Annotated in this window: 21 protein-coding genes and 1 riboswitch; of the genes, 15 read left to right on the top strand and 6 right to left on the bottom strand. The window is 38.7% G+C overall.

All coding sequences use genetic code 11. The features are described from left to right. Window positions 1-15: 15 nt before the first annotated feature. Window positions 16-528, top strand: coding sequence for a GNAT family N-acetyltransferase (locus tag DES48_RS06475; protein ID WP_113867861.1), 513 nt, complete (start codon window positions 16-18; stop codon window positions 526-528). Between the two features lie 44 nt (window positions 529-572). Here DES48_RS06475 and DES48_RS06470 read toward each other — a convergent pair whose 3' ends face one another. Both DES48_RS06470 and DES48_RS06465 read right to left on the bottom strand, forming a co-directional pair. Then, complete coding sequence (locus DES48_RS06470; RefSeq protein ID WP_113867859.1) at window positions 573-1,058, bottom strand: hypothetical protein; 486 nt, start codon at window positions 1,056-1,058, stop codon at window positions 573-575. A 94-nt stretch (window positions 1,059-1,152) separates the two neighbouring features. Beyond that, entirely contained in the window at window positions 1,153-2,070 is a 918-nt protein-coding gene (locus tag DES48_RS06465; RefSeq protein ID WP_113867857.1) for a DUF4349 domain-containing protein, read from the bottom strand. Between the two features lie 270 nt (window positions 2,071-2,340). Here DES48_RS06465 and DES48_RS06460 point away from each other — a divergent pair, with 270 nt between their 5' ends. The 9 genes from DES48_RS06460 to DES48_RS06420 all read left to right on the top strand — a co-directional run bounded on the left by DES48_RS06460 (window position 2,341) and on the right by DES48_RS06420 (window position 13,388). Then, complete coding sequence (locus DES48_RS06460) at window positions 2,341-3,600, top strand: argininosuccinate synthase (RefSeq protein WP_113867855.1); 1,260 nt, start codon at window positions 2,341-2,343, stop codon at window positions 3,598-3,600. Then, a complete protein-coding gene (argH, locus tag DES48_RS06455) occupies window positions 3,597-5,027 on the top strand; it encodes an argininosuccinate lyase (RefSeq protein WP_113867853.1) in 1,431 nt (476 codons plus the stop codon). Before DES48_RS06460 ends, argH begins: the two co-directional genes overlap by 4 nt. 83 nt (window positions 5,028-5,110) lie before the next feature. Continuing rightward, complete coding sequence (locus tag DES48_RS06450; RefSeq protein WP_113867851.1) at window positions 5,111-6,208, top strand: carbamoyl phosphate synthase small subunit; 1,098 nt, start codon at window positions 5,111-5,113, stop codon at window positions 6,206-6,208. After that, window positions 6,201-9,428 (top strand): carbamoyl-phosphate synthase (glutamine-hydrolyzing) large subunit, encoded by a 3,228-nt coding sequence (locus DES48_RS06445; protein WP_113867849.1) that lies wholly within the window; start codon window positions 6,201-6,203, stop codon window positions 9,426-9,428. Before DES48_RS06450 ends, DES48_RS06445 begins: the two co-directional genes overlap by 8 nt. Next, window positions 9,428-10,375, top strand: coding sequence for an ornithine carbamoyltransferase (gene argF / locus DES48_RS06440; protein WP_113867847.1), 948 nt, complete (start codon window positions 9,428-9,430; stop codon window positions 10,373-10,375). Before DES48_RS06445 ends, argF begins: the two co-directional genes overlap by 1 nt. 165 nt (window positions 10,376-10,540) lie before the next feature. Continuing rightward, complete coding sequence (locus tag DES48_RS06435; protein ID WP_113867845.1) at window positions 10,541-11,092, top strand: cysteine hydrolase family protein; 552 nt, start codon at window positions 10,541-10,543, stop codon at window positions 11,090-11,092. A 105-nt stretch (window positions 11,093-11,197) separates the two neighbouring features. After that, entirely contained in the window at window positions 11,198-12,112 is a 915-nt protein-coding gene (gene murB, locus DES48_RS06430) for a UDP-N-acetylmuramate dehydrogenase (protein WP_113867843.1), read from the top strand. A 169-nt stretch (window positions 12,113-12,281) separates the two neighbouring features. Continuing rightward, on the top strand, window positions 12,282-12,839 hold the full coding sequence (locus DES48_RS06425; RefSeq protein ID WP_170126179.1) for a VanZ family protein: 558 nt from the start codon (window positions 12,282-12,284) through the stop codon (window positions 12,837-12,839). 36 nt (window positions 12,840-12,875) lie between these two features. Next, complete coding sequence (locus DES48_RS06420) at window positions 12,876-13,388, top strand: GNAT family N-acetyltransferase (RefSeq protein ID WP_113867841.1); 513 nt, start codon at window positions 12,876-12,878, stop codon at window positions 13,386-13,388. Here DES48_RS06420 and DES48_RS06415 read toward each other — a convergent pair. Continuing rightward, window positions 13,385-14,311, bottom strand: a complete 927-nt coding sequence (locus DES48_RS06415; RefSeq protein WP_113867839.1) for an MFS transporter — start codon at window positions 14,309-14,311, stop codon at window positions 13,385-13,387. The two genes, DES48_RS06420 and DES48_RS06415, sit on opposite strands and share 4 nt — an antisense overlap. A 19-nt stretch (window positions 14,312-14,330) precedes the next feature. Next, window positions 14,331-14,618 carry a hypothetical protein gene (locus DES48_RS06410; RefSeq protein ID WP_113867837.1) on the bottom strand — a complete coding sequence of 96 codons (288 nt, stop codon included), beginning with the start codon at window positions 14,616-14,618 and terminating at the stop codon, window positions 14,331-14,333. 243 nt (window positions 14,619-14,861) lie between these two features. Between DES48_RS06410 and DES48_RS06405 the strand changes: the two genes are divergently transcribed. Then, on the top strand, window positions 14,862-16,610 hold the full coding sequence (locus DES48_RS06405; RefSeq protein WP_245911334.1) for an ABC transporter substrate-binding protein: 1,749 nt from the start codon (window positions 14,862-14,864) through the stop codon (window positions 16,608-16,610). On the opposite strand, the gene DES48_RS06400 is transcribed toward DES48_RS06405, so the two are convergent. Both DES48_RS06400 and DES48_RS06395 read right to left on the bottom strand, forming a co-directional pair. Then, on the bottom strand, window positions 16,607-17,881 hold the full coding sequence (locus tag DES48_RS06400; protein ID WP_079707794.1) for an MFS transporter: 1,275 nt from the start codon (window positions 17,879-17,881) through the stop codon (window positions 16,607-16,609). The two genes, DES48_RS06405 and DES48_RS06400, sit on opposite strands and share 4 nt — an antisense overlap. 109 nt (window positions 17,882-17,990) lie before the next feature. Beyond that, window positions 17,991-18,611, bottom strand: a complete 621-nt coding sequence (locus DES48_RS06395; RefSeq protein ID WP_113867833.1) for an ArsR/SmtB family transcription factor — start codon at window positions 18,609-18,611, stop codon at window positions 17,991-17,993. 143 nt (window positions 18,612-18,754) lie between these two features. Beyond that, window positions 18,755-18,904, top strand: a riboswitch (FMN riboswitch). Between the two features lie 112 nt (window positions 18,905-19,016). Between DES48_RS06395 and ribD the strand changes: the two genes are divergently transcribed. From ribD to ribH, 4 genes are read left to right on the top strand one after another with little or no spacing between them, the layout of a single operon-like run. Further along, window positions 19,017-20,108, top strand: coding sequence for a bifunctional diaminohydroxyphosphoribosylaminopyrimidine deaminase/5-amino-6-(5-phosphoribosylamino)uracil reductase RibD (ribD, locus tag DES48_RS06390; protein WP_113867831.1), 1,092 nt, complete (start codon window positions 19,017-19,019; stop codon window positions 20,106-20,108). Continuing rightward, window positions 20,109-20,762, top strand: coding sequence for a riboflavin synthase (gene ribE, locus DES48_RS06385; protein WP_113867829.1), 654 nt, complete (start codon window positions 20,109-20,111; stop codon window positions 20,760-20,762). 12 nt (window positions 20,763-20,774) lie between these two features. Further along, window positions 20,775-21,968, top strand: a complete 1,194-nt coding sequence (locus DES48_RS06380) for a bifunctional 3,4-dihydroxy-2-butanone-4-phosphate synthase/GTP cyclohydrolase II (protein ID WP_113867828.1) — start codon at window positions 20,775-20,777, stop codon at window positions 21,966-21,968. Window positions 21,969-21,983: 15 nt separating this feature from the next. Beyond that, on the top strand, window positions 21,984-22,451 hold the full coding sequence (gene ribH / locus DES48_RS06375) for a 6,7-dimethyl-8-ribityllumazine synthase (RefSeq protein WP_079707789.1): 468 nt from the start codon (window positions 21,984-21,986) through the stop codon (window positions 22,449-22,451). Window positions 22,452-22,454 lie beyond the last annotated feature (3 nt).

The following is a 22,454-nucleotide window of genomic DNA, read 5'->3' as shown; positions in this document are numbered from 1 at the left end:
GAAAGGAATGATGAAATGAAAATTAGAGAAGCGGTACTAGGAGATCATCAAGCGATTGCGAAGGTGCATGTCGATAGTTGGAGAGAAACATACCGAGGTATTGTTCCGCAGACTTACTTGAACCAACTTTCCTATGCAGATAGAGCAACCTTATGGGAGAAAATAATTGCTAGTGATAATACGGTGTTTGTAGCTGAAAATGAAGCTGGAGATATTATTGGATTTGGCAATGGCGGAAAAGAGCGTTCTGGAGACTATCCGAATTATCAAGGTGAGGTCTACGCCCTTTACTTACTAACAGATTATCAACAACATGGTATAGGTAAGAAAATAGTTAAGGAAATTGCTAGTCATCTCAAGGGACTGCAATTGAATGGAGTATTAATCTGGGTTTTAGCTGATAATCCTTCTGTTGGTTTTTATCAAGCAATTGGTGGAAAAAAGGTAGATGAAGAAAGTGTGGATATTGGTGGGAAACAATTAATCGAGGCAGCTTACGGTTTTGATCAGACTATTTTCAAAAGCTAATTAGTAAACTTGCATGAACAAAAACAGAGGGGATACCACATGTATTAACTCTGCGTGGTTAACCCCTCAATCAGGCTAGACTGCAAAACTTGTTCTTTCTCTTTGCCATTATTAAGATAGATGACGCGTAATGCTCGGTCTTCGTTGGGGTGAACATTCTGTAATGAAATCTCCAAAATAAGCGTGCTAGCTTCTTCTATTACAAATCCATTAATCGGTTCTTTCTCACCGATGTCTGATCGTCCATAAACCCCTGTTTTCTTCGCTGGATTTCCCCCATAAAAGGTATAGCTGATGCTGGCGTTACTTGTGATCGGTTTGCCATCTTTTACAATGTCAATTGATTGAATCTCGGCAACTCCTTCTCCAGACCATTCAAATGGCATGACCATAAAATATTTCTGACCAGCTTGCTTTTCGCCTGTAGAGATATCTGTTATTGAGAACTCTCCGGCATTTTCTTGATTAGAGAAACCAATAACTAATACAGAACTGATCACGAAAACGAATAGCAGTGAAAGTTTCTTCATTCTTTCATCCTTTCTTGCTCAAGTAATCTTATGTAAAATTAACCCACTCCATACAGTAAGTGTAACAGAATGGGTTAAAAAAGCTAAACACTAATTACTCATTGTTTTTCCGGCGAATTCGTTTCCTTCTCCAACCAATATAGCCAATAATTCCAACAAGTCCGAGTAAAATAATTACAGGTAAGTTACCAACAAAGAAAACGATTAACCCTGATCCGGAGGCTAATAAGAAATTCACACTTTTCTTGAGCTGCTCAACTGTTTTATCCCATGTATTTAAATCCCCATCTTGCACAAGATCAACGTGATTTTCTCGAATATGCAATGTGACAGTTGCTAGTTCTGATTTATTTTCTAAATAGTTCATTTGACCGGTAATTTGCTCGATCTCTTCTTGTACAGTAGCTAAGTCTTCAGAAATTTTTAATAAATCTTCTGTCTTTTGTGCTTCTTCCATAAAAGATAGGAGTCGCTTTTCTACCACTCGTTTAGACTTCAAACGTGCTTCTAGGTCGACATATTGTTCTGTGACGTCTTCACCAGATACACTTTTTTGAACGACTTTCATATCCCCAGTCTCGATCACGCGGATAAAACCTTCAAATTTCTCTTGTGGGATTCTTGCGGTAATCGTTCCTTCTTGTAGTTCTTCTTCAACTTGATAAGCATTTGATGTGACAATGTATCCGCCAGTACCGTTAATTTCTTGTTCGAGTTGATTTACAGCTGTTTGAAAATCTGGAACTTCTAGCTCTAGGTTAGCGTTATAAATTATTTTTCTCTCTGTCTTTGTATCTTCTGGGATCTCTTGATTTGTTTCTTCGTTCGGTTGGCTGTTATCCTCAGTTTGATCTGCTGCAACCTGATCGTCATTGGTTGAACTTTGCTCTACCATCGTATCAGCAGTACTTCCGCTATTATCCTCTCCACTGTTTTCCATTCCTTCATTGCTACATCCAAATAGTGTGAACATAACAATGATACTTACCATTAACCAATTGTTCTTTGCCATCTAATTGACCTCCTTTTTTAAAATAGATTAGTCTCTTTATAAGTAGTCGTTGCTTACAAAACAAAAGTTACAAGATTGCATAAATATTAAACATAATTGTATAATCAAGTCTTTCCTTATTAAATGAGCTTGTATAACTAAATTATATAAAAACAAATAAAAAACATTCATAAAAATCGTCTTTACCACTTGAATTAATATACTTTATATTGCATAATAATTCGTAAGCAAATATTGAACGTATAAAATTAATTGAAGGAGCGATTATATATGGCGAAACAAAAAGTAGTATTAGCCTACTCTGGGGGATTAGACACGTCGGTTGCGATCAAGTGGTTACAAGACCAATACAATTATGACGTGATTGCCGTTGGCTTAGATGTAGGAGAAGGAAAAGATTTAGAATTTGTTAAGAAAAAAGCATTGGATGTAGGAGCAATCAAATCTTATTCCGTTGATGCAAAGGCGTTGTTTTCAGAAGAATATGTACTGCCTGCGCTACAAGCGAACTTATTATATGAACAAAAATATCCACTAATCTCTGCTCTATCCCGTCCATTGATCGCTAAAGTATTAGTGGATATTGCAGAAAAAGAAGGGGCGGTGGCAGTGGCTCACGGTTGTACGGGGAAAGGCAATGACCAAGTTCGTTTTGATGTTGCCTTTACTGCACTTAATCCGTCACTTGATATTGTTGCACCTGTACGTGAATGGAAGATGACCAGGGATGAAGAAATCGCCTATGCGCAAGAAAATGGTATTCCTGTACCAGTTGGTTTAGAGAGTCCGTATAGTGTAGATCAAAATTTATGGGGGCGTAGTAATGAATGTGGTATTTTAGAAGATCCATGGGCGGAAGCGCCAAAAGATGCGTTTGATTTAACAGTGGATCCGATGGATGCCCCTAACACACCTGAAACGATCGAATTAACATTTGTACAAGGGAAACCAGTGGCGATCAATGGGGAAGAGTTAGCGTTAGATACTCTTATTTTAAAATTAAATCAAATTGCCGGAAAACATGGAGTCGGTCGAATTGATCACGTAGAAAATAGATTGGTTGGCATCAAATCGCGTGAAATTTATGAAGCGCCAGCTGCTTTGACATTAATTGCAGCGCATCAAGAACTAGAAGCATTAACATTACCAAGAGAAGTAGCGCAATTCAAACCGACCATCGAACAAAAATTAGCACAAACCATTTACGACGGTTTATGGTATTCGCCGTTAACCAGTGCGTTGCAAGCTTTTATTAAAGAAACACAAACGTATGTGTCTGGTACCGTAAAAGTTAAATTGTATAAAGGGCTTGCACAGGTTGTTGGACGTAAATCAGCCCATTCCTTATACGATATGGATCTTGCGACTTATTCAAAAGGAGATGCGTTTGATCATGAAGCGGCATTAGGCTTTATTAAACTATGGGGATTACCTACTCAAGTACATGAGACGGTAACCGGTACTCAACAAGAAAAGGCATCAATCATGGCCAAAACAACGATTGACGTAAAGGAAGCGGTCAAACAATGAAACTATGGGGTGGAAGATTTACCAAACCAACAAATAAATTAGTTGATGAATACACCGCATCGATCTCCTTTGATCAAAAGCTAGCAGCGTTTGATGTTCAAGGTAGTCTTGCCCATGTTGATATGCTTGCTAAGTGTGACATTATTTCCCATGAAGATTCGACTACCATTGCCAAAGGACTAAAAGTTGTAGCCAAAAAAATCAGCAATGGGGAAGCGGAATTAACGCAAGAAAATGAAGATATTCATATGAATATAGAAAAGCTTCTCATCGATGAAGTCGGCGCTGTTGGTGGAAAGCTCCACACAGGCCGGAGCAGGAATGATCAAGTTGCCCTTGATATGCGCTTATATCTCAGAGATGCACTAGTAACAATTACGCAATTATTGGATGAACTGCAACATGCGTTGTATCAGCAAGCGACAGCAAACCTTGATACCGTCTTACCAGGGTATACACATTTACAACGAGCGCAGCCAGTGTTATTTGCGCATCATATGTTAGCTTATGTATTTATGTTTCAACGGGATATGGAGCGGATTATCGATAGTTGGAAGCGTGTCAATCGTTCTCCACTAGGAGCGGGTGCCTTAGCCGGTACGTCGTTTCCGATTGATCGGCACTATGTAGCAGACCAGCTCGGATTTGATAGCGTCATAGAAAACAGCTTAGATGCAGTGAGTGACCGTGATTTTGTTGTGGAATTTTTAGCAGATGCAGCATTGATTACGACCCATTTGTCTCGGTTATCAGAAGAATTGGTGCAGTGGTCTAGTGCAGAATTTAATTTCATTGAATTAGATGATGCATTCTGTACAGGGAGTAGCATGATGCCTCAAAAGAAAAATCCTGATGTGCCTGAGTTAGTTCGTGGAAAAACCGGGCGTGTAGTTGGTCACTTGATGGGCATGCTTACAACTTTAAAAGGATTGCCCCTAGCCTATAATAAAGATATGCAAGAGGATAAAGAAGGTATGTTTGATACGGTTGAAACGCTAAAAGGTGCATTAGCATTATTTGCACCGATGATCGAATCGATGGAAGTGAAGAAAGACAACATGTATGAAGCCGTGGTAAAAGATTATTCCAATGCAACAGATCTGGCTGATTATTTAGTTGGGAAAAACATGCCATTCCGTGAAGCGCATGCTGTAGTTGGAGAAACGGTTCTCTATAGTATTGAGCAACAAAAATATTTACTAGATTTATCGCTAGCAGAATTTCAGCAGTTTTCTAATGCGATTGAAGCGGATATTTACGATGTTCTAGCGCCAAAAGCAGTGGTAAATGCACGTAATGTAGCTGGAGGAACAGCCAAAAATCGTGTTGAGGAACAATTGAAACAAGCGGATGCATTATTTGCATCAAACCAAGCTTGGATTAGTAAAAAAGCAGCGCTATTAGAAGAATTAGCAATTGAAAACTAGCCTAAAGCTAGTTTTCTTTTCACATATTAATGTATATTTATTAATTAATTAGTATATTTATAGATTATAGGGAGGGAGAAAGGATGACGGAACAAACTGGCTATCTCGTTTTAAGTACAGGAGATATTTTAGAAGGGACATATCTTGGTCAAACAATACAACAAGAAGGGGAAATGGTTTTTAATACTGCAATGACAGGTTATCAAGAAGTGATGACCGATCCTTCTTATGCTGGACAAATCGTTACGCTAACGTACCCGCTGATTGGAAATTATGGTTGCAACGATGCAACAAAAGAAAGTTTTCGACCTGCATTAGCTGGATTAATTATCTCCACTCCTTTTGGCACACCCGATCATTATCAATCAAGCTATTCGATCACGGAGATGGTGGAAAACTATCAAATTCCAACGTTGTACAATATCGATACACGAGCACTAACAAGAATTATTCGAGAACACGGAGAGGTGTATGGAAAAATTACTACTGACAAAACCGATCAACCACAAAACGGTAAAATCGCTCCTAACTTTGTGCAACAGGTCTCTGTCTCATCGATTCAACAATACGCGGCTATGCCTATGTCAGCTAAGCATGCCAAACAGCAGGTAGTAGTTATTGATTTTGGCTACAAACATTCGATTACCAAATCATTATTGCACTTAGGGTGTGATGTGACTATTGTTCCTTTTGACACTTCTTTTGATACAATCACTACCTTTCATCCAGATGCGGTTATTTTATCGAACGGACCAGGCGACCCACAAGATCTACAAAACCATTTATCAGTCATAAAACAGGTAGCTACCACCTATCCAACATTAGGGATTTGTTTAGGACATCAACTGATTGCATTAGCCTTTGGAGCGACAACGAAGCGGCTGCCATATGGACACAGAGGAAGTAATCATCCGGTTAAGGATCTGTTTACTGGAAAAGTAGTGATTACATCACAAAATCATGGTTATGTCGTTGATGAGGCCTCGATTAGTAATGAGGAATGGGATGTCTCGCATATTAATGTAAATGACCGTTCTGTTGAGGGGTTAAAGCATAAACAAAAACAGGTCATGACAGTCCAATTCCATCCAGAAGCACACCCTGGACCAAAGGACACCCATGATATTTTTGTTCAGTTCGTTGATCAGCTAAGTGAAAAAGGAGCGAAGCAACATGCCTAAGCTTGAACAGATAAAAAAAGTACTTGTAATCGGGTCTGGGCCAATTGTGATTGGGCAAGCTGCAGAATTCGATTATGCAGGAACCCAAGCCTGCCTTGCCTTGAAAGAAGAGGGAGTGGAAGTTGTTCTTGTCAACAATAACCCAGCCACCATTATGACCGACGAACATATCGCAGATCACGTATACCTAGAGCCATTAACGCTAACATCACTCACCAATATAATAGCAAAGGAACAACCAGACGGATTATTGCCTACGCTAGGCGGGCAGACGGGGTTAAACTTGGCAACAGAATTAACTGCTGCAGGTGTATTAGAACAGTATCATGTTACCTTACTAGGTACGCCGTTAGAAACAATTCAAAAAGGAGAAGATCGCGAAGTATTTAAATCTATGATGAAGAAAATGGGTGAACCAATCGCGGAAAGTGTGTCGACTAGTTCTGCTGATCAGGCGATACACTTTGCTGAAAAGGTAGGTTATCCGTTAATTATTCGTCCAGCTTATACATTAGGTGGTGCGGGTGGCGGTATTGCCAATGATGAAGCGGAATTAAAGCAAATGGTTAAACATGGGATTCATGCTAGTCCAATCAGTCAGGTTTTAATAGAGCAAAGCGTTAAAGGATGGAAAGAAATTGAATATGAGGTGATGCGCGACGGCAATGACACCTGCATTATTGTTTGTAATATGGAAAATCTTGATCCAGTCGGGGTACATACCGGAGATAGCATTGTAGTAGCACCATCACAGACCTTAACGGATCAACAATATCAAATGCTACGAACTTCCTCCACTAGTGTCATTCGAGAGCTTGGTGTCATCGGTGGCTGTAACATCCAGTTTGCGCTAAATCCTGTGAGTAATGAATACATTATTATAGAAGTCAATCCTCGTGTTAGTCGTTCCAGCGCTCTTGCATCAAAAGCTACCGGTTATCCGATTGCAAGTATTGCAGCCAAACTGGCACTTGGCTATCACTTGGATGAAGTAATTAATCCGATTACACGTGATACGTATGCAAGTTTTGAACCAGCGATTGACTATATCGCTGTCAAAATTCCACGTTGGCCATTTGATAAGTTTTATCAGGCAGATCGTTCGTTAGGAACACAAATGAAAGCAACGGGGGAAGTGATGGCTTTAGCACGAAATTTCCCAACTGCCCTAAATAAAGCCATTCGTTCTTTAGAGGTTGGATTAGATAGTTTAACTTTACCTACTCTGGCAAACTGGAGCGATCAAGCAATCTATGACGCACTAGTTAACCCGACAGATGAGCGACTTTTTGTCCTTGCTGAGGCATACCGTCGCGGCTATACCATCAATCAATTACATGATATTACTGCAATCACCACGTATTTCTTGCATGAAATCGCCTTAATGTTAGAAATCGAAGAAGCTTTGAAACAAAAAGATTGGCAGGCGATCTGTAAGAGTGATTTAAAGAAAGCCAAGCAGTTCGGTATGTCAAATAAAACATTATCAGAAATGTGGGAGACGTCAGATGCAACGATACAAGCACGATTAGAACAGGAATCTATCTTACCGTCATACAAAATGGTAGATACTTGTGCCGCTGAATTTCGCGCAGATACCCCGTATTTTTATAGTACATGGAACGAGTTTGATGAAGTAGAACCATTAACTGGTAAAAAAAGAGTGGTTGTATTAGGGTCAGGGCCTATTCGGATTGGCCAAGGAGTAGAATTTGACTATTGCTCTGTTCATGCTGCCATGTCACTAAAAGCACAAGGAATTGATGCAGTGGTTGTAAATAACAATCCGGAAACAGTTAGTACAGACTTCCATACAGCGGATCATTTATATTTTGAGCCGTTAACAGTAGAGGATGTCCTCCAAGTGGTCAAAAAAGAACAAGCAGATGGTGTGCTTATCCAATTTGGTGGACAAACGGCGATTAATCTTGCTAGTGGCCTATCGAAACATGGCGTAGAAACAATTGGGGTGTCAATGGATGCTATTGAAGCAACAGAAGATCGAGAGCATTTCTATCAGTTATTAAAAAAATTATGTATCCCGCATATTCCAGGAGATACGGTTATGTCATCGGAAGCTGCGATAGATGTAGCTAATCAAGTTGGTTACCCAATTTTAATTCGTCCATCTTATGTTATCGGTGGTCAAGGAATGGTGATTTTACAAAATGAAGCTGCACTTATTTCTTATCTAGACCAATTGCAAACTACCGCCAGTTACCATCGCATGTTTCCATTACTAATCGATCGTTATATTGAAGGAAAAGAAGTGGAAGTTGATGCAGTTTGTGATGGCGAAGATGTTATTATTCCTGGGATTTTTGAACATGTCGAAAAAGCAGGGGTTCATTCCGGAGATAGCATTGCCATTTTTCCTGCGCCAAGTTTATCTGAACAACAAAAACAATTAATTGCACAGTATACCAAGCAAATTGCTAATGCCTTGCAAGTAAAAGGGATGCTTAATATTCAATTTGTTTTGGATACCGCTCAAGATAAGATTTATTGTTTAGAGGTTAATCCTCGTGCGTCTCGGACTGTTCCGATTGCAAGCAAAGTGACCGGTGTTCCACTAATTGATTTAGCAACCCGCGTGCAAATGGGAGAGAAGTTGTGCCAGCAAGTCTGGAAGGTTGGCTTACATGAAAATATCCCATTTTATGCGGCAAAGATGCCAGTTTTTTCAACCAATAAATTACCTGGTGTAGATCCAATCCTTGTGCCAGAGATGAAATCAACAGGCGAGGCCATTGGGATTGGTTCTACGGTAGAAGCAGCGTTAACAAAAGCATTTGGCTGGCAAAAAGGATACTTAAAATCACTAACCTCTGATATAACCATTTATCTCTCATTGCAGCAGGTAGATAATCAATTGGTTCAAGCACTTCAGTTTTTAAAAGCTGAGCTTGTCGCTGATCCTACAACCACCAGTCTCTTAGACGAGAAAGGTGTTAGTGTAACTAGAACAGAAACGTTAGCATCTGCAATAAGTGCAACAACCGATGAGGTATTTACAGTGATATGTAGTACAAAACGTGACACGTGGAGTACGCGCTTACGCACGGATGCTCTTCGGATAGGAACGATTTGCTTTTCATCGAATCAAACGCTGCTAGCATTCTTACAGGCGACTAACCAAACTTTAGAAGCACCTTTAACTATTATGGAATATCAACAGAAGCAAAGCAGAAGAAATAAAAAGGAGGGGATGATACAGTGATGAGCGATAGTGCAATCAACCAGCTCGCTGGCAAAGACTTTTTAACTCTATTCGATTATGATTCGGACGAAATTGCTGATCTATTAACGTTAGCAAAGGATATGAAACAAAGGCATAAACTAGGGGAAATTTATCAACCGTTAAAAGGAAAAGTAATGGGTCTCATTTTTGAGAAGGCATCAACTCGCACACGTGTTTCGTTTGAAGTAGGTATGTATCAACTTGGTGGCACAGGTCTTTTCCTTAGTTCAAAAGACATTCAGCTTGGTCGAGGGGAACCTATTGCGGATACCGCTAAAGTATTATCGGGATACTTGGATGGAATTATGATTCGGACGTTTGCGCAAGAGGATGTGGAAACTTTAGCCAAAAATGCTTCTATACCAGTAATTAATGGGTTAACAGATACGTTTCACCCTTGCCAAGTACTCGCTGATTTACAAACTATTGAAGAGGTAAAAGGAACGCTAAAAGGATTAAAAATTGCTTACATTGGGGACGGCAATAATATGGCCCATTCCTTAATGATCGGTGCAGCAAAAATGGGGATGCATTTTAGTACGGCAGCACCGGAAGGTTATTTACCAGATGAAACAATTGTTAATCAAGCGAAGGAAATAGCAACCGAATCGACTATAACGGTTACGACTGATCCAGTTGAAGCGGTAAAGGATGCAGATGTCATTTATACCGATGTTTGGGCTAGCATGGGGCAAGAAAGTGAACAACAAAAACGGGAGCAATTGTTTGCTGCTTACCAAGTGAATCAAGCGTTAGTAAACCATGCTAAACCGGATTATCTATTTCTGCATTGTTTACCAGCCCATCGTGGCGAAGAAGTAACAGCTTCAATCATTGATGGCAAACATTCGGCAGTGTTCCAAGAAGCAGAAAATCGATTGCATGCCCAAAAAGCATTAATGACGGCTTTATTAGCAGATGCTTAAGAAATGAAAGTACGGTACACTTTGGGGTGCCGTACTTTTGCTATTTATAAAATAGTTTCAAGTCCATTCATTGAAAACTTTTCTAGTAATTTATATAATATAAACAAATATAGGAAATTAATATTCAATTATCTTTTTAATTGTTTTATATAGGAGGCTTAATTGATGTTAAAACGAGCATTAATCAATGTAGATTATACGAATGATTTTGTTGCAGAAGATGGCAGTCTTACTTGTGGCGAACCAGGGCAAGCTATTGAAGAACGTATTGTCGCTTTAACGAAAGAATTTGAATCGCTAGACGAATATGTTGTTTTTGCAGTGGATGGACATGATGAAGGAGACACCTATCATCCAGAAACAGAATTGTTTCCACCGCATAATATCAAGGGCACAAAAGGTCGTGAGCTTTACGGCGAATTACAAAACCTCTATGAAGAGATAAAAGATCTTGATCACGTATATTATATGGATAAAACGCGCTACAGTGCTTTTGCAGGAACAGACTTAGAAATTAAGTTGCGTGAACGAAGTATTGAAGAAGTGCATATTGTCGGAGTGTGTACTGATATTTGTGTATTACATACCGCTATTGATGCATATAATAAAGGTTTTCGTATCGTCATTTATCAAGATGCAGTAGCAAGCTTTGACCAACAAGGGCATGATTGGGCACTTGGGCATTTCACCAACACACTGGGTGCTAAAGTTATTTGACATTAATCTGCAAAACCTTTCAAAAATCTATATTGGCTAATCACAGCTTCTCCTGCTATAATTTAATTTGTGTATGTCATAATGACAATTTAAAGGATGATAATGATGGTGAATGAGCCTTCTGTTTTGGAAGCATTAAGCCAAATTACTGCTGAAGAAAATATATTTATAGATGAACCACTTAGTAAGCATTTGTATACTAAGTTAGGTGGGAACGCTGATTTTTTTGTTACGCCTGCAAACAGAGCGGAAGTACAGAAAATCGTACGATATGCCAATCAAGCAAACATTTCTTTTACGTTATTAGGGAATGGATCTAATTTAATCGTACGTGATGGCGGTATTCGTGGTATTGTCGTGAGTCCGAAAAAATTTACAAACATCTATCGTGAAGGAAATACGCTAATCGCTGAAAGTGGTGCCCGTATTATCGATGTTTCCTATCGTGCGTTAGAAGAAAAACTAACAGGTCTTGAGTTTGCCTGTGGTATCCCTGGTACGGTTGGCGGTGCATTATATATGAACGCTGGAGCATACGGTGGGGAAATTAAAGACTGCTTAGAGAAATGTGTTGTTGTTGATCCAGACGGTCAATTACTCACCTTGCAAGCTTCTGAGTTAGCTTTAGATTATCGTACTAGTAATATCCCAGAAAAAGGTTATATTGTATTGGAAGCCCATTTTTCTTTGCTTCCTGGTGACGTGAATACGATAAAAGAAACAATGGCGAATTTAACAGAAAAACGCGAATCCAAACAACCGTTAGAATACCCTTCTTGTGGCAGTGTCTTTAAACGACCAGCTGGATATTTTGCAGGTAAATTAATTCAAGATAGTGAGCTCCAAGGTAAAGGCATTGGAGGTGCAGAAGTCTCGACTAAACACGCAGGTTTTATTGTAAACAAAAACAATGCGACAGCAACTGATTATATTGCTGTGATCGAGATGGTGCAGCGAACAGTTAAAGAAAAGTTTGGTGTTGATTTAGAACGAGAAGTTCGTATTCTTGGAGAAGATTAACGAGGTGCTCCTTTAGCATACCTGTTACACCAAAACAGGGTGCTATTTTTATATCTATTTATCATGATAGGCTTCATAATATACAACAAGCAAAATAAACTTAATACAACAATACATAAAAAACTTGAACTAGTTGATTGAGGTCATGAATGGTGAGGAAGGTAACTGTATGATTCATCTTAATCCAATTATAATTTATTCCATGCTTACGCTACTTTGGGTTTGGTATAGAGGCCATCGCTATTTGCAACGTAAGCGTTATTTTCATTTTTTACGAGAATTTATCCTTAATGCATTTTTTGTCTATTTATTAGCAGTTTCTTATGTGACAATGGAACCTTTCTATTTTACCAATGAAATAGCGATAGATGGTGCTATTCGTTTCGATACCCATCTTTTTTATAATCTACTTCATATGGCAGAAGGTTATATCGTTTTAAAATTACTTTATACAGTAGGAAATATTTTATTATTTGTGCCACTCGGTATGTTTATCCCTTATTTATTTAAACACACCAACCACTTTCTTGTGATTTTATTGCTTGGCTTTTTTTCGTCTTTAACCATTGAATTAATTCAGATGTTTTTTACGCCAACTCGATTGGCTACGGTGGACGATTTATTTTTTAACACGACTGGAGCTATAATCGGATATTTATTATTTGTTATATTAAGGACAAGTTACTATAAAACAATCCAATTAGTACGCAAAAGTACGAGGGTATAATGTATTCTATCTTTTGAGTAAGGGATGTGTTAAAATATGGAAATAAGACAGATGATGAAAACAAGACAGGCGATTAAGCAGCTTGCTGACATCTATCGGACAGTATGGAACAATGGTGACAATCAGCTTGTTGATCGTTTTTGGAGACATGCTCATTACGAAGGTTATGCGGCTTTTGCTATTATGAATGAAAGTAATGCCCCGGTAGGTTTTGTTTACGGCTACCGGTCATTACCAGGTCAGTATTATCACGATTTATTAAACCGAGCGTTAGCTGAAGTTGGCAAACAAGAGTGGCTGCATCATTGTTTTGAAATAGTGGAATTAGCGATCCTGCCTGAGTATCGGGGACAGGGCTTAGCAAAACAACTATTAGACACTTCATTAAATAATGTTGATTATCACACAGCTATTTTGACAACCAAAGTAAAGAACAAACCTGCCCGTGCACTATATGACAGTCATGGATGGAGTGTATTAAAAAACCCTTTTTATCCACAAGAGAATGAAAGCCCTTTTATAATCATGGGAAAAACGTTAGCGCATTAAAACTTATGATTAACAGGATAAGAAGCTAGTTTCTTGGTATGAAACATCATCCACCCACCAGCCAGACAGATAACTAGAATGGCTGCAACTGTATAGACCGTTGTTAATGTGAAGTACTCGAGTAAAACAAAGGAAATTAATGGTCCTAATGCCGCGCCAACATCAATCATGACGGTATGGGCTGTCATTACTTTAATGCGATTAGTTTTGCTTGCAACTTTTGCAGCAAGTGTATCCGATGTTGTGACAAAGGTAGACGAGATCAACTGAAAGGCCAACAATAAAGTGCACAATGTTAGAAAATGAGTGACTTGACCAATTATAAAAAATACAATTCCTGTACCAAATAAAGCAGCATATAATATCAAATTCTGAGATTTATTTTTGTCTAGTTGTTTCCCGATTAACGGTGCAAACCATGGCTCCCATGCCCAGCGAATTGCTTGAATACTGCCAGCGATCATTGCAGCACTAATGGTAACAGAAAAAGTACTCCATGTTTGTACATAGTTCTGTTCAATAATGGAACTTAATGTAGAAGAGAATAACCCAAAAATAACAAAACCCATGGTGAAGCTTGTTAATAGAACCATCAATACTCGAGTTGTTTTCCAAGATGATGTTATTAGGCCTGATGATGTCTCTTTTTGCTTTGTCTCTTTTTCTTTCATTACTGGTATGAGTGCTGGAATGGCTGGCAATGCCATGCAAGCGATGAAAGAAAATACAGTGGAAAGCATAGACACAGAGGTAAACGTGATTAATATTCCACCACCTAACATACCTAGTAGGCTACCTATTCCCCATATCCCGTTGTATAACCCAACATATTGACCACGGCTATCTTCTTTCGTAATTGTGATGACAGTTAAAAAACCTCCAAGTCGTATTAATGACCAAGCAATGCCCCAGAATATGCGCATTAACAGTAAAATCCAAAAGTTATGCACAAAACCATAAGAAAAATGTAGATAAGATGGTTAAAATAAAAGCAATCCATATTCCAGTTCGTAAGGAAAATCGTTGATAAAAATAACCTACTAATGGATTGATTGGTAAACGGATAAAGCGATTAATCGACAATAAGGCACCAATCTGCCAGATTGCGGTCAAGCCAAAATCCACCCAGTATATGGGTAATACAATAAATAACATTGCATCTCCCATTACAGCAATTCCGGTTAATATGGCAATACCGATTACTTCAGTTCTTGCTGAATGAATCATCATAAAACCAGCTTTCTATTATAGTTTGGAAGAAACGTATTTAAAAATGCACAAGTAAAAAAGTCTACTGTTTCTCCTTAACTAAGATTTTAGCTTTTTAAAAGAGGAAAAAAAGTGTACAATATCATCAATTATATTTCCCCTTTTATTTCTCATCCCTTTCTTTGTTTTTAAATGAAAGCTTAGAAATCAATTATTGATTGTTAGAAACCAAAACTATGGTGGAGGTGTGGATAATTGCAGATAATGGAACATTATCAACAACTTATAAAGGTTTTTCCTAATCAAGCTTTACATACTCCTTTTGATATAACCATTTCAGATCTTTCAGCAGTTTTTTATTGCACAGATCGAAATACAAAACATATTTTAGCTAAACTACAAGAGAAAGGCTGGGTTCGCTGGCGAGCAGGGAGAGGAAGGGGAAACTATTCTCAAATGACATTGCTGAAAGAATTAGATGATGCAATTATCGAGGAAGTAAAGTTAAAGGTGGAACATGACTCCATCGAAGAGGCAATCTCGTTTTTACAACGATATCAAACAAATCAAAATGTCCATCAACAATTTATTAATTGGTTATTCACAGCCTATCAAGATAACCGAGAGACAAAAGATCAACTTCGTTTTCCATCTTATCGACCTGTTCCGATTTTAGACCCGCTTTTTGTTAATCGACGTACAGAAAATCATATCATGTACTACGTGTATAGTCGTTTAGTTTACTATGATCGTGTGAACCAAATGTATCGGGGAGATGTTGCACATACTTGGGAAGCGAATCATTCCTCAACAGAATGGATATTTTACCTGAGGAAAGGGATAATCTTTCACAATGGTAAGGAGATGACTGTTGGTGATGTAGTATATAGTTTAAGTAGACACGGAAAAACAACATCACCCTATCATTGGATGACAAATTTCATTCATAATGTTCAAGTTATTAATACGCGCACCATAAAGGTTGTTTGCAATCATTCAGTGCCATTTTTACCTCAGATACTTAGTACATTAGGGGCCAGTATTGTACCATCAACAATTTCGTTAAATCCAAGATTGCCTATAGGAACTGGGCCATTTCAAATAACAGAAAATACAAAAGATAAGCTTAGTTTACAAGCATACACAGCCTATTTTGATAAACGTCCTTTCCTGGATAAAGTTACAGTTTATTTCTTTTCTAATCTTTATGATAATCGCTCAAGTGATGCAATAAAAGACCAAACGCAATTAAATTTTTTTGCTTATCCATATGTTAAGAAAGATGAGGCGCATTATCATCAAAAAACAAAAATAGATGAAGGAAGTAAATTACTTACCTTTAATCGAAAAAAAGGACCATTAGCGACAGATGATCTATTACGAAAAGCGATTGTTACTGCTCTTGATCAAGAAAAGATGATTCAAGAACTAGGAGGAAATAGGTTTGTTCCCGGATCGCGTTTGATTAGAAATTTAGAGCAAAAGCGACTTTCTCACAATCTAGAAGCAGCTAAAAAATTAGTATTAGAAAGTAATTATGCTGGCGAAGTGTTATCCCTTATCGGTTATACAGGGGCGGGAAACGAATTAGATGGTACTTGGATTCAAGAAAGATTACATGAAATAGGAGTGAACGTTAAAACTACGTTTTTCCCCTATCAAAACTTATACGATCAATTATTAGAAAGCACGGATTTACTTTTAGGGGAGCAACTGGCAGCGGAAGATGAGTTATTAACTTATTTACAAGCATTTTTAGGTAACCATAGCTTCATGCAATTGCATTTAAGTATAAAAGATAAACATGATATAGAAAAAGCAATAGAAAAGGCGACTTCCATTTCAATTCTGCTTGATTTTTTACAGACAAAAGAAGAATATCTCTGTCGCGAAAATAATCATGTTCATCTTTATCGACTTAAACAATTTTCAATCTATCCACCTTATGCTGAGAATGTCTCTATGAATGCTTTAGGATGGCTGGATTTTAGTGAGATATGGTACAAAAACTAGTTTAATGAGTGCTGCTGTTGATCGATCTCTAATCTAAATGTGGCCGCATCGATTGAATCTGTCTTTGGTAACGTTCGTAAAACAGGATGGACAAGCCATACGAGGGCAACGATCAACAGCCCACTCCCAGTGATTGAGAAAATAATCATTGGTGAGATTGTACTAGCCAACGCTCCCCCGACGAGTGATCCGACTGGCATGGCGATTACACTCATGCTTCCTGAAACGGCATTGACTCGGCCTAATAGATGGTGCGGAATGACGGTTTGGGATACAGAAGCAAACATAACATTCGTTGCACCGACAGGAACCCATGCACTTCCAAATAATACTATTCCTAATATCTGATTTGGAATAAAAGGTGCAAGTACCCAAAGTCCACCACCAATGAAAAAACATATGATCGCTAATTTACCTACTGCAAATCTACCAAACCAACTACTACTTAGTGCTCCTATTAACGCTCCACCTGACATGGCGGTTAAGTAAAGTCCATATAGATAAGCTCCTCCTTGCATATCAGCAAAAGCTGGTAGTACTGCTTGAGCAGCCCCAATTGCAAAGTTGGCGAAAATAGCTGCCAATAAAAAAGTTGCAAATAACGAACGAAACACAATCGTTATCCCCTCTTTAAGCGAGTGAAAGTAGCTAGCAGTAGCTTGCTTGACTGTTTGTTTAGATTGGGGTTTTTCTCTGTTTACAGCAGGCAATTTTATTAATGCAAATAATAATGTTGCAACTGCAAAAGTGACCGAATCAACTAGAAATAGACTAACGGCTCCAACAATTGCTACTAATATACCTGATACACTATTAAAGATTAGGTCTACGCCTTGGTAGGCCACAGAAAATAAACTGTTACCTTTCAGTAATTCTTTTTTGGTCAAAATAGTTGGTAATGCTTTGGTTTGCGCTGGATATGCAAACTGTTCAATAAAGGAAACAACCGGCATGATAAGTAAGATCAATTCAACACTAAGGATATTGAAGTAATATGCAAAAGGAATAATTAAAATCAAACCGCATTGCAACAATTGTGTTGTAATTAAGGTTGTTCGAATATTCCAACGATCAACAAAAGGACCGGTGAGAAACCGCAATGCCACTGGTAATAGCGTTAGAAAACCAGCGAGACCAGAGTAAAAAGCTGAACCACCGAGGTCATAGACGAGCCACATAGCTGCAACGTAATAGATACTGTCACCGACATTGGTGACGAGCCTTCCTAAAAATAAGAAAAGAAAGTTCCGATTTTTCCAAAGTAAATACATATAATCACTCCAGTTTATAATAATTATTCGGTTAAAATAAATTAACCGTTGGATTTGAAATTAATCTGTTAGTTGATCTAACAGATTAAATATTTTTCACTACCACATACTAATTTTCATCATCTTCATCTTGCTCTCTAACAAAGTTACTTTCTTCAATTTGAAATGCAAAGAGATCGATACGGTACAGTTTAGCTGATGGATTTTGTTCAGCTTGTTTGGCATTCTGTCTAAGCTCGTTGACTAACTGATGAAATCCTCTGTTGAACTTTTGATAATCTTCTTTTGTTGCCGTAACTTCAATCATAGGTATCATAAATGGCCATTCCGTAGGATCTTCGCTAACATGTTCTTGAAATGCTTCTTCAGGTGCGCTAATAATATTTTTTCTTGTTCGTTCAACGGATTCAAGCGCAAAACTTCGGGTAACCTCACCCATTTCTTCTTTGTGTGGCAACAAAGTTGGATCGGGAACAAAACCACTCGCAACGGATTGATAAAACTTTTGGACAATGCCGTTTTTTTCTTCTGTTCGTACAATGGTAATTAAATTGTTTTTAGCTAATTCCTTTAAGTGATAATGTACTTTGGCGCGAGATAAATTTAATTCTGCCGCAAGTTGCTGGCCAGTAAACGGACGCTCGATTAATAACATCATCATTTTCGATCGAAGTGGATCACTCATTGCTTTTAATTGTTCATGTGTCTGTAACGTTAGCATTGGTTTCATACTTATCATATCATCCTATAGTTATTGATTTTACACGGTTAAATTTATTTAACAATAAGATACCACAAATTAGAAATGAACACAAGAAGCAATTTACAGTGCATTCGTAAATAAAGTATGCTACAATATGAGCAATCGAATAGGAATTCCTTTGGGGCAGGGTGCAATTCCCGACCGACGGTGATAAATAGTGTAACTATTTTCAGTCCGTGACCCGGAGCACGAGTCGTGTGAAGGTGGATTTGGTGAAATTCCAAAGCCGACAGTTAAAGTCTGGATGGGAAAAGGAAAAGAAACGAGTAAGGCATAGCCATTTGGTTATGTGTATTTGCTAACGCTAATCAAGCCCCAGATTTATTGTAATCTGGGGTTTTTTGATGCTTCCACAAGAAGGAGTGGATGCAAATGACAAAAGAAGAATATATGAATATCGCTTTGACATTAGCAAAAAGCACAATTGGTCAAACCAGTCCGAACCCATCTGTTGGTGCAGTGGTAGTCAAGGATGGACGCATAGTTGGAATGGGAAGTCACTTGCGGGCTGGTCTGGCACACGCAGAAGTGATTGCCATCGAACAAGCGGGTGATGATGCCATCGGTGCAGACGTATATGTCACATTAGAACCATGTTCACATCATGGTAAAACACCACCATGTGCAGATTTACTAATTGAGCATCAAGTGAAAAGAGTCTACATTGCTTGTGTCGATCCCAATCCGAGTGTCGCAGGAGAAGGGATAAAAAAGCTAAAACAAGCAGGAATTGAAGTCGAAGTTGGAATCAGGGAAGCAGAAGCGTTAGCAATCAATAAATCTTTCTTTTTTTACATGCAACACAAACGACCATATGTCACCTTAAAAGCTGCAATGACCTTAGATGGTAAGACCGCTACCAAAACTGGTGACAGCAAATGGATTACCGGTGAAGCAGCACGAAAAGATGTGCACAAGCAACGTGCCATTCATGATGCCATTATGGTTGGCGTGAATACCGTTCAACAGGATAACCCACAGTTAACCACCAGACTGCCCCAAGGTGGAAAAAATCCCATTCGCATTATTTTAGATACCCAGTTATCGATTAATCAAGCAAGTAACGTATTACAAGACAAAGAGGCACCAACATGGATTGTGTGTGGAAGTAAGGTAAACGTTGAAGCTTTTGCAAATGCATTTCCTCACATCACTGTGTTGCAGCAATCAACACCTACTATTCGTCTTCCAGAACTACTCGATAAGTTGGGGGAATTAGACATTCAATCGCTTTATGTTGAAGGTGGAAGTACCGTGCACGGTTCGTTTGTCAAAGAAAACCTGTTTCAAGCATGTCATTGGTATATTGCGCCAACACTATTAGGTGGAATCGATGCTAAAACGGTTGTCGGTGGTCGTTCACCAGAAAATATGATTGATGCAACGCAATTGACGATAGCCTCGATGGAACAGATTGGATCTGATATCAAAGTGATTGCCTATCCAAAACAGGAGGTAGAGTAGATGTTTACGGGAATCGTTGAAGAAAAGGGACATATTATTGCCGTATCAAAACAGGCGAATAGCTTGAAGCTAACCATACAAGCGACGAGGATACTTTCAGATGTGAAAGTTGGTGACAGTATCTCAGTAAATGGTGTTTGTTTAACCGTTACGTCGTTTAACCAACAGCAATTTAGTGTAGATGTGATGCCAGAAACGTATCGCCATTCTTCTTTATCACGAGCGAAAGCAGGAACGGAAGTGAATTTAGAGCGAGCGATGCAAGCCAACGGTCGATTTGGTGGTCATTTTGTTTCAGGCCATGTGGATACTTTTGGAGAAATTAAGCGTATCTGGACCGAAGCGAACGCACGCTATCTTGAGGTTCAAGTCGATCCAAATAGCATCAAGTATCTGATGCCAAAAGGTTCCGTTACGGTAGATGGCACATCGCTAACCGTATTTGAGGTGAAAGCGAGCGCTTTTGTTATTTCATTAATTCCAGAAACACAACAGGCAACCATTTTAGGAGAAAAACAGCAAGGGGATATTGTCAATTTGGAATACGACATGCTGGCGAAATACATGGAGCATTTACTGCGTAACCACAAGCACAGTGAACAAGACAATCCGTTGACAGCACAGACATTAAAAGAAAATGGATTTATGGATTAGGAGGGAACAGAAATGCTCAATACGATAACAGAAGCATTAACCGCATTAAAAAAAGGGCAAGTAATTATCGTCGTCGATGATGAGAATAGAGAAAATGAAGGTGATTTTGTTGCGTTAGCAGAACACGCGACACCAGAAGTAATTAATTATATGGCGAAAGAAGGTCGTGGATTAATATGTACACCAATGGCAACTGAATTAGCTAGCAAATTAGGTTTAGACCATATGGTAGCAAACAATACGGATGCACATGGAACGGCATTTACGGTTAGTGTCGATCATAAAGATGCGCATACAGGGATTAGTGCTTATGAGCGATCATTAACGATTCAGAAACTCATTGAGCCCACTGCGTTGGCCACTGATTTTAAGCGACCTGGGCATGTATTTCCATTGGTAGCACAGGATGCTGGAGTATTGGCACGAGCAGGTCATACTGAAGCTTGCGTGGATCTTGCTCGCTTAGCAGGCTCGACGCAAGCAGGCGTGATTTGTGAAATTATGCAAGAAGATGGCACCATGGCGCGACTACCTGCACTGCAGGATTTGGCTGAAAAAGAAAACATGCCAATCATTTCGATTCAAGATTTGATTGCATATCGTAAAAAATATGACAAATTAATAGAAAAGGAAGTCGGGATTAATCTCCCAACCAAGTACGGTGATTTTCACTTAATCGCTTACACGGAAAAATGGACAAAAAAAGAACACTTAGCCATTGTGAAAGGTGAGATATATCCAGAAGATAAACCGTTAGTGCGGATTCACTCGGAATGTTTGACTGGAGATGTGTTCGGTTCTCATCGCTGTGATTGCGGACCACAACTAGAGCAGGCACTTGCGGAAATCGAAGGAGCTGGAAAAGGTATCTTAATTTATATGCGTCAAGAAGGGAGAGGGATTGGTTTATTAAACAAGTTGAAAGCCTATAAACTGCAAGAAGAAGGCTACGATACAGTCGAAGCCAATCATCAACTAGGCTTTCCCGATGATTTACGTGATTATGCCGTTAGTGCGCAAATGTTACGTGACATTGGAGTTAAACAAATGGTGTTGTTAACCAACAATCCTAGAAAAATTGCGAGTATGACGGAATATGGTATTGAAGTCGTTGAGCGCAAGGAAATTGAGATTCAAGCAAATAAAGATAATGAAAACTATTTAAACACGAAAAAATCAAAACTAGGTCATTTACTACACGGATAGGGAGGCGTTTTTGACATGACAAAAACATTAGAAGGACATTTAATTGGAACAGATTTAAAAGTAGGGATTGTCGTAGCGAGGTTTAATGAATTCATCACAAGCAAACTATTAGGTGGAGCAGAAGATACATTACAACGTCATGGTGTTCAAGAAGATAATATCACGGTTGCTTGGGTGCCAGGTGCATATGAAATCCCTTTAGTAGCGAAACAAATGGCTCATTCAGGAAAATACGATGCTGTCATTACATTAGGTACGGTTATTCGAGGGGCAACGCCACATTTTGATTATGTATGTGCAGAAGTGTCAAAAGGGATATCTAGCGTAGCGATGGCAGCTAATTTGCCGGTGATTTTTGGTGTGCTTACAACAGAAAATATTGAACAAGCAATTGAACGAGCAGGTACGAAAGCAGGAAACAAAGGAGCAGAAGCAGCTGTATCTGCAATTGAAATGGCAAATTTAATGCAAGCATTAAACTAGTAG

Origin of the sequence: Paraliobacillus ryukyuensis, assembly GCF_003315295.1 — a bacterium.
Lineage (GTDB): Bacteria > Bacillota > Bacilli > Bacillales > Amphibacillaceae > Paraliobacillus > Paraliobacillus ryukyuensis.
This window is presented reverse-complemented; position numbering and strand designations above follow the sequence as displayed.